This window comes from Bacillus sp. AFS059628 (assembly GCF_002571225.1).
Classification (GTDB): Bacteria; Bacillota; Bacilli; order Bacillales; family Bacillaceae_G; genus Bacillus_A.
Genome location: NZ_NVEC01000065.1, coordinates 41,998 through 56,127 on the forward strand (window position 1 = coordinate 41,998; position 14,130 = coordinate 56,127).

General features: G+C 36.0%; 12 protein-coding genes. 11 read left to right on the plus strand and 1 reads right to left on the minus strand.

The features are described 5' to 3' along the window. Positions 1 to 114: 114 nt before the first annotated feature. The 11 genes from inhA1 (at position 115) to COL05_RS22100 (ending at position 13,245) form a co-directional block, all read left to right on the plus strand. Entirely contained in the window at positions 115 to 2,505 is a 2,391-nt protein-coding gene (gene inhA1 / locus COL05_RS22050) for a M6 family metalloprotease immune inhibitor InhA1 (RefSeq protein ID WP_098670149.1), read from the plus strand. A gap of 171 nt (positions 2,506 to 2,676) precedes the next feature. Further along, positions 2,677 to 4,044 (plus strand): aldehyde dehydrogenase, encoded by a 1,368-nt coding sequence (locus COL05_RS22055; RefSeq protein WP_098670150.1) that lies wholly within the window; start codon positions 2,677 to 2,679, stop codon positions 4,042 to 4,044. 238 nt (positions 4,045 to 4,282) lie between these two features. Beyond that, entirely contained in the window at positions 4,283 to 5,266 is a 984-nt protein-coding gene (potA, locus tag COL05_RS22060) for a spermidine/putrescine ABC transporter ATP-binding protein PotA (RefSeq protein WP_074607973.1), read from the plus strand. After that, complete coding sequence (gene potB, locus COL05_RS22065) at positions 5,263 to 6,111, plus strand: spermidine/putrescine ABC transporter permease PotB (protein ID WP_000715494.1); 849 nt, start codon at positions 5,263 to 5,265, stop codon at positions 6,109 to 6,111. The genes potA and potB overlap by 4 nt, the downstream gene beginning before the upstream one ends. A 6-nt stretch (positions 6,112 to 6,117) precedes the next feature. Then, entirely contained in the window at positions 6,118 to 6,918 is an 801-nt protein-coding gene (gene potC, locus COL05_RS22070) for a spermidine/putrescine ABC transporter permease PotC (protein WP_000714198.1), read from the plus strand. Between the two features lie 38 nt (positions 6,919 to 6,956). Further along, positions 6,957 to 8,006: a spermidine/putrescine ABC transporter substrate-binding protein PotD gene (gene potD / locus COL05_RS22075; RefSeq protein WP_074607970.1), complete on the plus strand. Its 1,050-nt coding sequence runs from the start codon at positions 6,957 to 6,959 to the stop codon at positions 8,004 to 8,006. Positions 8,007 to 8,065: 59 nt separating this feature from the next. Next, a complete protein-coding gene (locus tag COL05_RS22080; protein ID WP_142337616.1) occupies positions 8,066 to 8,713 on the plus strand; it encodes a phosphatase PAP2 family protein in 648 nt (215 codons plus the stop codon). Between the two features lie 108 nt (positions 8,714 to 8,821). Further along, positions 8,822 to 11,014: an MMPL family transporter gene (locus COL05_RS22085; protein ID WP_098670151.1), complete on the plus strand. Its 2,193-nt coding sequence runs from the start codon at positions 8,822 to 8,824 to the stop codon at positions 11,012 to 11,014. 101 nt (positions 11,015 to 11,115) lie between these two features. Continuing rightward, the gene (locus COL05_RS22090; RefSeq protein ID WP_098670152.1) at positions 11,116 to 11,532 is read left to right on the plus strand and encodes a histidinol dehydrogenase; all 417 of its coding nucleotides are present in this window, start codon (positions 11,116 to 11,118) and stop codon (positions 11,530 to 11,532) included. Between the two features lie 98 nt (positions 11,533 to 11,630). Then, positions 11,631 to 12,554, plus strand: coding sequence for an RluA family pseudouridine synthase (locus COL05_RS22095; protein WP_098670153.1), 924 nt, complete (start codon positions 11,631 to 11,633; stop codon positions 12,552 to 12,554). 85 nt (positions 12,555 to 12,639) lie between these two features. Then, positions 12,640 to 13,245: a DUF1648 domain-containing protein gene (locus COL05_RS22100; protein WP_098670154.1), complete on the plus strand. Its 606-nt coding sequence runs from the start codon at positions 12,640 to 12,642 to the stop codon at positions 13,243 to 13,245. A 40-nt stretch (positions 13,246 to 13,285) separates the two neighbouring features. On the opposite strand, the gene COL05_RS22105 is transcribed toward COL05_RS22100, so the two are convergent. Continuing rightward, positions 13,286 to 14,113: a CAP domain-containing protein gene (locus tag COL05_RS22105; protein WP_098670155.1), complete on the minus strand. Its 828-nt coding sequence runs from the start codon at positions 14,111 to 14,113 to the stop codon at positions 13,286 to 13,288. Between the last annotated feature and the right edge of the window lie 17 nt (positions 14,114 to 14,130).

Consider the following 14,130-nt stretch of genomic DNA (forward strand, 5'->3'; position numbering starts at 1 on the left):
TTTTACAAATATATTAAAAACATTACATAATATGACTAAATATTGAAAAAATATTGAATTTTTAATAAAATTCAATTTGTAATACATATTATTTATTAGGGGAGGAAATAAGGGATGAACAAGAAACCGTTCAAAGTTTTATCATCAATCGCTTTGACAGCTGTATTAGGTCTTTCATTCGGAGCAGGTGGCCAGTCTGCATATGCTGAAACGCCTGTTAATAAGACAGCTACGAGCCCAGTTGATGATCATTTAATTCCGGAAGAACGTTTAGCAGATGCGCTAAAAAAACGTGGGGTAATTGATTCGAAGGCTTCAGAGACAGAAACAAAGAAAGCCGTCGAAAAATACGTAGAGAACAAAAAGGGTGAAAATCCTGGGAAAGAAGTATCAAATGGGGACCCACTTACGAAAGAAGCATCTGACTTTTTAAAGAAAGTGAAAGATGCAAAAGCAGATACGAAAGAAAAGTTAGATAAACCTGCGACAGGAACACCTGCAGCGACAGGGCCAGTTAAAGGTGGTTTAAATGGTAAAGTACCAACATCTCCAGCAAAGCAAAAAGCGTACAACGGTGATGTTCGTAAAGATAAAGTACTCGTTCTACTTGTAGAGTACGCTGACTTTAAACATAACAATATCGATAAAGAACCTGGTTATATGTATTCGGAAGACTTTAACAAAGAACATTATGAAAAAATGTTATTTGGTAATGAGCCATTCACATTAGATGATGGAAGTAAAATTGAAACATTTAAACAATATTATGAAGAGCAATCTGGCGGTAGTTATACAGTAGACGGAACAGTTACAAAATGGTTAACAGTTCCTGGTAAAGCTGCTGATTACGGTGCGGATGCTGCAAGCGGCGGTCATGATAATAAAGGACCAAAAGGACCACGTGATTTAGTAAAAGATGCATTAAAAGCAGCTGTAGATAGCGGTATTGATTTATCAGAGTTCGACCAATTCGATCAATACGATGTAAATGGCGATGGAAATCAAAATCAACCGGACGGTTTAATCGATCACTTAATGATTATTCATGCAGGTGTTGGACAAGAAGCAGGCGGTGGTAAATTAGGTGACGATGCAATTTGGTCACATCGCTGGACTGTTGGACCGAAACCATTCCCAATCGAAGGCACACAAGCGAAAGTTCCGTATTGGGGAGGAAAGATGGCAGCATTTGACTACACAATTGAGCCAGAAGATGGCGCAGTTGGTGTATTCGCACATGAATATGGTCATGATTTAGGTCTTCCAGATGAGTATGATACACAATATAGCGGTCAAGGTGAGCCGATTGAATCTTGGTCTATTATGAGTGGCGGTAGCTGGGCTGGTAAAATTGCAGGAACAACGCCAACAAGTTTCTCACCGCAAAATAAAGAGTTTTTCCAAAAAACAATCGGTGGTAACTGGGCAAATATCGTAGAAGTAGATTACGAGAAATTAAATAAAGGTATTGGTCTAGCAACATATTTAGACCAAAGTGTTACGAAATCTAACCGTCCAGGTATGATTCGTGTAAACTTACCTGATAAAGATGTAAAAACAATTGCCCCAGCATTTGGTAAACAGTATTACTACAGCACAAAAGGTGACGATCTTCATACGAAGATGGAAACACCACTGTTCGATTTAACGAATGCAACGACTGCAAAATTTGATTTCAAATCATTATATGAAATTGAAGCAGAGTATGACTTCCTTGAAGTACATGCTGTAACAGAAGATGGTAAACAAACGTTAATTGAAAGACTTGGTGAGAAAGCTAATAATGGAAATGCAGATTCGACAAATGGAAAATGGATTGACAAATCATATGACTTAAGCCAATTCAAAGGTAAGAAAGTAAAATTAACATTTGATTACATTACTGATGGTGGTTTAGCATTAAATGGATTTGCTCTTGATAATGCTTCATTAACAGTAGATGGTAAAGTAGTATTCTCTGATGATGCAGAAGGGACACCACAATTAAAATTAGACGGCTTCGTTGTATCTAACGGAACTGAGAAGAAAAAACATAACTATTATGTAGAGTGGAGAAACTATGCTGGTGCAGATAACGCATTGAAATTTGCACGCGGTCCAGTATTTAACACTGGTATGGTTGTATGGTATGCGGATTCAGCTTACACAGATAACTGGGTTGGCGTACATCCAGGACACGGTTTCCTTGGGGTAGTTGATTCTCACCCAGAAGCAATTGTAGGAACTTTAAATGGTAAACCGACAGTTAAGAGTAGTACACGATTCCAAATTGCTGATGCGGCGTTCTCATTCGACAAAACACCAGCTTGGAAAGTTGTATCTCCAACGCGTGGAACATTTACGTATGATGGCTTAGCGGGTGTACCGAAGTTTGATGATTCAAAAACGTATATTAATCAACAGATTCCAGATGCAGGACGTATTTTACCGAATCTTGGCCTGAAGTTTGAAGTAGTAGGACAAGCTGATGATAATTCTGCAGGTGCTGTTCGTTTATATCGTTAATACAGTAAAACTACCGAGAGATTTTCTTTCGGTAGTTTTTTTGTGAGCAATGAATTTTATATAAAAGAAGAAATTATATATAATGTAACTTTATGAATAGAAATTTATTATAGATAAAGTCTATATAAATAATGAAAGAATTGGATAAAAATAGTGGGAGAAGGTGAATGAATGAGTGTTTCTTCTATTGTAAATAAACAAAAAGCATATTTTTATAATGGTCATACGAGAAGTATAGAAGTGAGAAAGAATAATTTGAACAAGCTTTATGAAGGCATTCAGCGTTTTGAAGAAGAAATATTTCAGGCATTGAAATTAGATTTAAATAAGTCAGCTCACGAGTCATTTACAACGGAAGTTGGATATGTATTAAAGGAAATTTCCTTTCAATTGAAGCATATTTCATCGTGGAGTAAACCGAAGCGAGTTCGAACAGCACTTACTCACTTTGGATCAAAAGGAAAAGTAGTGCCAGAGCCATATGGTGTGACACTTATTATCGCGCCGTGGAATTATCCGTTTCAATTAGCAATTGCACCACTTGTAGGAGCGCTGGCAGCTGGAAATACAATCGTTTTAAAGCCGTCAGAGTTAACGCCAAACGTTTCTAAAGTACTAACGAGAATGTTAGGTGAATTATTCCAAGAAGAGCTTGTAGCGGTAGTAGAAGGCGGCGTTGAAGAGAGTACAGCTTTGCTGAAGGAACCATTTGATTATATTTTCTTTACAGGTAGTGTGGGCGTTGGGAAGGTTGTCATGGAGGCAGCTGCGAAACAGTTGACGCCGCTTACGTTAGAACTTGGCGGAAAAAGCCCATGTATTGTACATAAAGATGCAAAAATAGACGTAACAGCAAGAAGAATTGTTTGGGGGAAGTTTTTAAATGCAGGGCAAACGTGTGTAGCACCTGATTATATGTATGTGCATGCTTCCGTGAAAGAACAGTTAATTGAAGCGTTGCGACATGAAATTGAGGAGCAGTATGGAAAAGAGCCACTGCACAATGATAATTATGTACGAATTGTGAGTGAACGTCATTTTGAACGTTTATGTACGTTTTTGAAAGATGGTAAAACTGTAATTGGCGGGAACTATAATAAAGAAACTTTACATATAGAACCAACGGTGTTAACTAATGTTACATGGAACAGTGCTGTTATGGAAGACGAAATTTTTGGTCCGATTTTACCAATTATAGAATACAACAACATAGAAGAGGTAATTGACAAGATTCAGCAACATCCGAAGCCGTTAGCGTTATATGTATTTTCTGAAGATAAAGAAGTACAAAGGCAGGTAACGAGTAATATTTCGTATGGCGGAGGCTGTATTAATGATGTTGTCTATCATCTTGCAACGCCATATTTACCTTTTGGTGGCGTCGGAAGTAGTGGATTAGGGAGTTATCATGGGGAAGAAAGTTTTCGGACTTTTTCACATTATAAAAGCATTTTAGCCCAATCTACGGCGTTCGATATGAAAATTCGTTACTCTTCTACAAAAAGTGCTTTAAAATTCATACGAAAGTTGTTAAAATGATGATGGTGTTTATCAGTAGGCGTAGCCGTATGATAATAGCCCCTTCGTAATGGAAGGGGTTTTTCTGTTCGAGATTATGTATCATGCGAAAATGAATCAAACATACTACATAAAGAATAGAAGTGAACGCTTGCTAAATAACCATTTTTGTTTGGATCGAAACAAAAAATAGTCTATAGAACATAAATATGTATTCATGAATATAAAAATTAAAATTTAAGGTAGATTGGACGGGAAAATGAAAAAGATTATTAAAGTTGAAGCAGTAGAAAAACATTTTGGAAATCAAGTGATTATCCCACCGCTTTCTTTAGATATTAAAGAAGGGGAATTTTTAACGATTTTAGGGCCGAGTGGTTGCGGAAAAACGACGTTACTTCGTATGATCGCGGGATTTGAAACCCCAACTAAAGGGAATCTTTTGTTAGATGATGAAAAGATTAACGATTTGCCACCATATAAACGTCATATGAACCTAGTGTTCCAACATTATGCGTTATTCCCACATATGAATGTGGAGAAAAATATTTGTTTCGGTATGAAAATGCAGAAAGTACCGGCAGCAGAGCAGAAAGAGCGTGCTGAAGAGGCAATGCGTTTAACGCAGTTACTTGAGTTCCGTAATCGTAAACCTGCAAAGCTTTCTGGTGGACAGCAGCAGCGTGTAGCAATTGCGAGAGCGATTGTAAATAATCCGCGTGTATTATTACTAGATGAGCCACTTGGGGCGTTAGACTTTAAGTTAAGAAAAGACTTGCAACGTGAATTGAAAAACTTACAACGTAATTTAGGAATTACGTTCATATACGTAACGCACGATCAAGAAGAAGCGATGAGCATGAGTGATCGTATCGTTGTTATGAATAAAGGACATATTGAACAAATTGGAACGCCGAAAGAAATTTATAATAAGCCGAAAACATTGTTCGTTGCGACATTTATCGGTGAAAATAATATTGTGAAAAACGGGGAAGGCTATGTAGCAATTCGCCCTGAAAACGTAAAAGTGCGTTCGGTTGAAGAGCCGGTTTTAAAAGAATACCATCTTGGACATATTGAAGACATTGAGTTTGTTGGAAATATGGAAAAGCTTTATGTACGTGATGAGAAAACATCAGAATTACTAATGGCATATCAAACTGCTGAAGAAGCAGCGCAGTGGAGCATTGGAGATAATGTATACGTAGGCTGGGAGCAAGAGGACGAGGTGACCTTAAATTGAAAAAAGGGAAATTACTCGCACTACCTACAGTCGCGTGGCTATTAATATTCTTCCTAATTCCCCTTCTGTTTGTATTGGCATTTGCCTTCATGCAGCGCGGAGCATATGGGACAGTGGAAATGCAATTTACATTAGAGAACATAGCACGTGTATTTGATCCATTATATATGGGGACGTTATGGGAAACAGTGAAAATTGCGGTTATTACGACAGTAATATGTTTACTAATTGGTTATCCATTTGCGTATACAATTACAATTGTTGATCGTAAATATCGTTCCATTCTTTTATTATTGGCAACGATCCCGTTTTGGATTAACTTCCTTGTTCGTTCATACGCATGGATTGTTATTTTACGTTCACAAGGTCTTGTAAACACATTGTTATTGAAGCTAGGCATTATTAGTGAACCGTTAAATTTACTATACAATACACCTTCTGTAATACTTGGGATGGTATATTCTTTATTACCATTTATGATTTTACCGGTGTATGCAGCGATTGAGCAGCTTGATAAGCGTAAGCTAGAAGCAGCCTATGATTTAGGGGCGACACCAGTAAAGGCATTTTGGAATGTAACAGTACCAATGACGATGTCAGGGATTGCTACTGGTTCTATTTTAGTGTTTGTTTCTTCTATCGGAATGTTTGTTGTATCAGACGTTATGGGTGGATCGAAAGTAGCATTAATCGGAAACGTAATTCAAAATCAATTCTTAGGAGCGCGTGATTGGCCGTTTGGATCTGCGTTATCTATGATTGTTGTTCTATTCTCTGTTCTGTTAATTTACTTATATTATCGTGCAACGAAAGTATATAAATATGATGGGAACGGAGGGGAATAGGCAAAAATGAAGAAGTTTTTAGTTTCTTATTCTTGGTTAATTTTATTGTTCTTGTATTTTCCAATGATGGTTTTAATGGTATATTCCTTCAATGATTCTCGCATTAATGCGGAATGGGAAGGATTCACATTCCATTGGTATACAGATTTATTTCAAAAACAAGATGTTATTGATGCATTTGTAAATAGTATGACGATTGCAATCGTAACGACGATTGTAACGACTGTTCTTGGTGTGATTTTCGCAATTGCATTACATCGTTATAAATATCGTTATGAAGGGGCCATTAACGGTCTTGTGTATTTACCAATTTTAATTCCTGATATTTTAATGGGATTATCTTTACTTATTTTATTTAGTCAATTAGGTATGGAGCTTGGTAAAACAACAATTATTATTGCACACATTACTTTTAGCATTTCATTTGTTGTCGTTATTTTAGCAGCACGTCTTTCTGGTATGGGACGTGATTTAGAAGAGGCTGCGAATGATTTAGGAGCAACGCCGTGGCAAACATTTCGTTTTGTAACGTTCCCAGCGATTGCACCTGGAGTTATTTCGGCTGCATTATTAACATTCACATTATCAATTGATGATTTTGTAATTAGTTTCTTCGTATCAGGACCAGGATCAACAACATTGCCATTATACATTTACAGTATGGTTAAGCGCGGAGTATCACCAGAAATTAATGCACTTTCTACAATTTTAATTGTAGCTATCGTAGGATTAATGGTTCTATCTGAAATCTTCCGTAACAAAGGTGCAGATGGTGAAGAAAACTCTGGAGGACACCTTCCTTTATAATACGAACGATATAGAAAGTACGAGGGGGTAATAAACCGATGAAATTAATGAAAAGATTAGCCGGCGCAGCAATTAGCTTTAGCCTTGTTGCTGGTGTACTTGCTGGTTGTGGTGAAAAAAAAGAAGAGTTAAACATTTATAGCTGGGCTGACAATTTTGATGAGCAAGTGCTAAAAGATTTTGAAAAGAAATATAACGTGAAAATAAACTATGATAAGTATGCAAGTAATGAAGAAATGCTTGCGAAATTGCAAGCTGGTGGTGCGAAGTATGATTTAATTCAGCCATCTGACTACATGGTTAAAACAATGGCGAAAATGGACTTATTAGCACCGTTAGATAAGAAGAATATCCCGAATATCGAAAATATGGTTTCTAATTTCAAAACACCTGCGTTTGATCCAGAGAATAAATATTCTTTAGTATATACTTGGGGTGTAACAGGAATCGCATACAATAAAAAGTATGTGAAAGAAGCACCTACAAGCTGGGCTGACTTATGGAATGAGAAATATAAAGGGCATGTAACTTTATTAAATGATTCTCGTGAAGTGTTAGGAATGGGTCTTAAAAAGCATGGTTTCTCAAACAGCACGAAAGACGATGCGCAGTTAAAGACAGCAGCAGATGATTTAAAGAAGCTGCTTCCAAACTTATTAGCATTTGATACAGATAATATTAAACAGAAATTTATTACAGAAGATGCGTGGATCGGAACAGTTTGGTCTGGAGATGCAGCATTTATCGCTAAAGATAATAAAGATGTAGAGTACGTTGTACCAAAAGAAGGCGGCACAATTTGGGCTGACACGTTAGCAATTCCAAAAGGCGCGAAAAACAAAGAGCTTGCAGAGAAGTTTATGAACTACTTATTAGATGAAAAAGTAAGTGTGAAAAACTACGAGTCAATTGGATACAGTAATCCAAATGAAAAAGCTCATCCTCTTCATAGTAAAGAATATCGTGATAACCACATGATCTTCTTAACGAAGGAAGAATTAGATCGTACAGAATGGCTTGTTGATGTGGACGATAAGTTAAAAGACTATGATCGTTACTGGACAGAGCTAAAAACAAAAGGTAAATAAGTAAGAAAATGCGGTTTCTACAGTAGAAATCGCATTTTTTCATAGTAGGAGGAAATCGTTTGAAGAAGAAGTTACATCAATATGAGCTAATATGTATCGCTTTATTACTTGCTGTATTTGGCATTGTTGCTTGGCGCGTACATGCGGGTGGCGTTACAGTGATGGATACATATGTCCGAGGATTAGTAAAAGGAGTACAAACAGAAGAGTCGTTTGCATTTTTCTCACATTATACAAAATTAGGGTCTGCCATTGGAATCGTAACTACGCTCATTATAAGTTTACTTGTTTTTTGGAGAAAACGTTATTTTGCTGCGATGATTGTATATCCTATGGGCATTTTAGTAACACATCTTGTGAATAAAGGAATAAAAGAAATTGTGAAAAGAGATCGTCCTTCGTTAAACGAAGCGTTGGATGCACTTGGATATAGCTTTCCTAGTGGACATGCAATGTTATCTATTATGACATTTGGGTTTCTTGCTTATATCATTGCGGCAAATTTGAAGAGTGTAACAGGGAAATATGTGATAACGATTTTGATGGGAATAGTCATTGTATCGATTGGATTAAGTAGAGTTATATTAAATGTACATTATCCAACTGATATTTTAGCTGGTTATTGCGTAGGTGGTATTTTGTTAATTATGGCGATTTATTGCCATCGTTTACTTACTGAGAGACTTGGTCTTAATAAAGAGAGATAAAAAACGTCTGGAAAACTATTATTATAGTGTTTCCAGACGTTTTTTGTTTGTATGAAGATGTGATACATTATAAGTAACAATTGAATTATGTAAAGTAGGTGAAAATGTGTGAAAACAAATGTACATAAAGTAGATAAGTGGGGGAAGTTAGGCGCTTTTTTATATCAGTTTCGTTATACAGTAATTGTAGCATTACTATTGCTTGCGATAGCACTCGGTATTTTCGCTCCAAAGTTACCGGGAGTATTAGGTGGTGACGGTTTCCAAACAGAAGGAGACTATCAAAAAACGAAAGAAATTTTAGATAAAGATTTTAAGAGGTCTCAAGATACGCTGTTACTCGTTTTTGAAAAAAATAAAGGTGTTTCACATGAGGAATTTCAAAAGCAAGTAGAGGGAATTGTAAAAAATGTACAAGAGAAAGAGACATATGAATCTTTCCATCATCCAGTGAAAAATAAAGAAATGTTACAAAATGATATCGGCTATGCGACAATTTTATTTTCCGGGAAAACAAATAAGGAACGAATGGAAAAGACGTTACAATTTGCTGATAAAGTCGAAAAGGAAAGTAATGCATCGTTAAAAGTAACGCCTACAGGATTTCCGAAAATTAATCAAGAGATTAATGAAAGAACGCAAAATGATTTAAAAGTAGCAGAGATGATTGGATTACCAATTGCATTTCTCGTATTACTATTTTCATTTGGTAGCCTTTTGGCATCTATTTTACCAATTGTAAATGGGGCACTTAGTGTTATTAGTACGATGGGCATATTATACTTTATAGGTGTCGATAAGGAACTATCTATCTTTGTGTTAAATGTTGCACCGATGGTTGGACTTGCGTTATCTATTGATTTTGCACTATTATTTGTAAATCGCTTTCGAGAGGAAGTTGCAAAGCGAACGGTAAAAGAAGCGATAGCAATTACATATCAGACAGCAGGGCGTGCAATCGTATTTTCAGGATTATGTGTATTTGTTGGATTATCCGGTTTGTTCTTCTTTAAAATTGATTATATTCAGTCAGTTGCAATTAGCGGAATGATTGTTGTGATTATGAGTATCTTATTTTCACTCACACTCCTTCCAGCGCTATTATCCTTAATTGGTAAACGAATATTAAAAAAGAATCAAGTAGCACATACGCCGGCAAAGGCGTGGCGTAAATTTGCACAATTTGTAATGAAACACCCAATTGCGATGATTATTGTTGTTACAACATTTATTGTGATTTGTTTATTACCATTACGTACAGCTAATTTACAGTTCCCCGACGTAGAAGCTTTACCTAAACAAAGTGATACAAGAATTGCATATGAGAAGTACGAAGAGGCATTTAATAAAACTGCAAAAACACATGCTGATGTTACGTTAGTGGTAGAGACGAAAAAAGATATGAAAGAAAAAGAAAGTTTACAAAAGGTAGAAGAAGTCATTCAAAAGTTAAAAGATGATAAAAAAGTGCATGAAGTAAGAAGTTTATACGACGGGTTAACTGGAATGAAAGCAGATCAAGTTGCTGGAATATTAGCGTCGCCAGAAGTAGCAAAGCTAGCTCCTATATTTGAAGCATACACGAAAGGGAATAAGACGACGATAGAAGTCTTTCTAAAAACAAAACCACGTGATGAAACTGCTAAACAGTGGGTTCGTGATTTTAAACAAAATTATAAAGAAACAGATGTTACGTATTATTTAGGCGGAATGACGACGTTCCAACAAGAGTTAGAAGATGAAATTAAAGATAAAGTTGCAATTGGGATGTCTGTTATATTTGGATCGACCTTTGTTATATTATTATTCGCATTCCGATCTATACTCATTCCAATTAAGGCAATTATTATGAATATACTTAGTTTAAGCGCAACAATTGGAATTGTTGTTTGGTTATTTGAAGGTGGGCATTTCGGTTTAGAAGCAAGTCCTGTTCTATTTGTCTTACCAATCTTCATTTTCGGTCTCGTATTTGGGCTTAGCATGGATTATGAAGTCTTTCTTATTTCACGTATCCATGAATTATATGAAGAAACAGGAGATAACGATCAGGCGACGTTAGAAGGACTTGTTTCAACAAGTAGAATTATTACATCAGCTGCATTAATTATGATTGTTGTAACGGGCGCATTCGCCTTTACTGATATTTTACCAGTAAGACAAATGGGGCTTGGTGTTGCATTAGCAATATTCCTTGATGCAACAATTATTCGTCTTATGCTTGTACCAAGTTTAATGAAATTGTTTGGAGACTGGAATTGGTGGTTACCATTTCGGAAGAAAAGAGAAAAATCATCGTAAAAAATACTCATCTATAAGATGAGTATTTTTTTATGAATAGCAAGACCTACATTTTGCAAATAGTATGTGATAAGAACATTACATATAAGTAGGTGAAGGCAATGTTTCGTTATTTTAAGTTTAAGCTAAATGATACAGTACAGTTTGCAGAAAACGATGGGCATATGTACCGCATTGTCGGTTATCGGTTAGAAAAAGGGTTTTATCCAAAAGATGAATGGACTCATATCATTTATGAATTGCTTAGAGATTTTGATGGGTATACGATGGATGCGGAGGAAGAGGAACTTGTAAAAGTTATTCAAGTAGAGGATGAGTATTACAAAATACAAGAAGTATCGGGCTATCGTTATCCAGTAAAAATGAAGCAAAAACAACAAGTGATGAAAGCAGAAAAGATGGATGACTTATTAGATACGTATAATGATTATAAAAGATTGGCGGATTTCTTTAAAGATTTATCGTATGAACAAAAAGCGGAAGAAGTATTGCAGGAAATGAAAAAGCGTAGAGCATGAGGGACAGTCTATTATAAGACTGTCCTCTATTTTTGACGGTGCATCAAAGTCTATTTTCCGTTACAATGAGAGAATCAATAGAAATAAGGTGATACAGTATGGAAACGAAGAAGAAGGGTGAATGGTGCGAAATGACTGTTCCAGCGAAATGGAATGGTATAAGCATTGAGTCATTATTAAAAATAGAATGGGAAATACCGAAAAAGTTGTTACATCAGCTTCGTATGGAAAAAGGTGTTACTGTTAATGGAGAACCGAGAAGATGGAATGAGCTTTTAAAAGAGGGTGATAAGTTACAAGTCCATATGTTTATGGAGGAAGAATACGATGTAGAGCCTGAGTATGGTGAATTACATGTAGTGTATGAAGACGATCACGTACTCATTGTAAATAAGCCTGAGAAGATGGATACGCATCCTGCTGAAAAAGGCGGGATGGGAACACTTGCAAACCTTGTTGCCTTTCATTTTCAAATGCAAGGTTTAGAGACGAAGGTTCGTCATATTCATCGGTTAGATAAAGATACGACAGGTGGTGTCGTGTTTGCGAAGCATAGAATTGCTGGTGCAATTATGGATCGTTTATTAATGGAACGAAAAATTAAAAGAACGTATGCGGCCCTTGTGGAAGGAAAAGTAAAAAAGAAGCAAGGAACAATTGACGCGGCTATTGGAAGAGATCGTCATCACGCGACGAGACGACGTGTTTCTCCAAAGGGAGACCAAGCTATCACATTTTATAAAGTAGAGAAGTACTTTATAAATCAAAATGTTACGCTCGTAACGTTACAATTAGAAACAGGTAGAACTCATCAAATTCGTGTTCATATGAGCTATAATGGCAATCCATTAATTGGGGATGTATTATATGGTGGACAAACGAAATATATGTCTAGGCAAGCGTTACATGCCATGAAGATAAACTTCTTACATCCCATTACGAAAGAAGAAATCGAAGTGGATGTACCATTTCCTATAAAATTAAATGATACAATAAAAGAATTTCAAAGAATGAATGCATAAAGTGTAAGGTTGAGAAAAGTAGATTCTTGCAGGAATTTCTCTAAAAGAAGCGAAGCCGTTAAGAGAAAAGAGAGGTGAGAATTGCTTGGTCAAATATAAATATATATTAGGAATATTATTCGCTTGTCTTTTAGTTACTCTATGCCTCTATCCATATTTACCAAATGAGATGGCCGTACATTGGGATGAAAATGGTGGGCCGAACGATTTTATGAGTAAACGAGTTGTTATAGCATTTATTCCTTTTTTTCTTATTTTTTTACATGGATTGATGTATATTATTTCACATAATATATATAAGTTTAATGAAGGCGAGCATGTCATTATAAGTGGATTTCTAAAGACGATTACTTTATTTATGTTGTTTATCCATATGCTCATTCTCTTTATTAATTTTGGAAGTATGATATCCTTTCAAACAGGACTAACAATTGGGATTAGTATGTTTCTGTTTATGCTTAGTAAGTTGTTTAAACAAGTTCAGAGTACGGAAAAAGACCTAATCAAATTACAAAAGATCCGTTTAGTGAGTAGGCGGATTTTTCAAGTGATGGCATGTAGTATATTATTTTCATTATTTTTGAATTTGAAGTGGGGGTTTTATGTATTACTTAGTGTAATAAGTAGTGGTTCTATTTTGTTCATGTTTTACATTTTATACTCATACATAATAGAAAGTTATGAAACATAAAAAAGAGTCTTCTCATTATGAGAAGACTCTTTTAAACTATTTACTTCGTAATAAATTGTTGTGTCCAGTAGTTGCCGCTTTCTACGTAGCCAACACCGATGTGAGTGAAACCGTTATTTAAGATGTTTGCACGGTGTCCAGCGCTATTCATCCAAGCTTGTACTACTTCTTCAGGTGTACGTTGGCCTTGAGCAATGTTTTCACCTGCAGATGTATAAGAAATACCAAATTTCTTCATCATGTCAAACGGAGATCCGTAAGTAGGGCTGTTATGATCAAAGTAGTTGTTTTTTTGCATATCTTCAGATTTAATACGTGCTACTTTGCTTAATTCAGTATCGATTTTTAAAGCTGATAAACCTTGTTTTGCACGCTCAGCGTTTGTTAATTCAACAACACGTTGTTCGAACTCACTTAAAGATTTTGCTTCTTCAGCAGGCTTTTGCTCAGCAGGTTTTTGTTCAGCTGGTTTTTGAGTATTGTTGTTTTCAGCAGGCTTTTGAGCTTCTGGTTTTTGAACTTCTTCAGCAGGCTTTTGCTCAACTGGTTTTTGCTCAGCAGGTTTTTGAGTTTCTGGCTTAGCTGTTGGTTGCTCAGTTACAACATTTTCAGTAGGTTGTTGATTAGGAATATAGCAATTTGGTTGGAAGTTTCCTTGTTGCCATTGTGCTAATGATTCCACGCCCATAGATTGTAAGAATGCTTGTAATTCTTGTTGGCTCATTTGCTTCATCATCACTTTCGAATGCTGAATATTTTGAACCTTTATATTAGATGGTTGTACTGTTGCAGCTTGTGCATCTAGAGAAGATACTCCTAAAGTAAGAGCTGTTGCAGCAGCTACAGATAATAAAACACGCTTTTTCATAATGTGTGTCCCCCTAT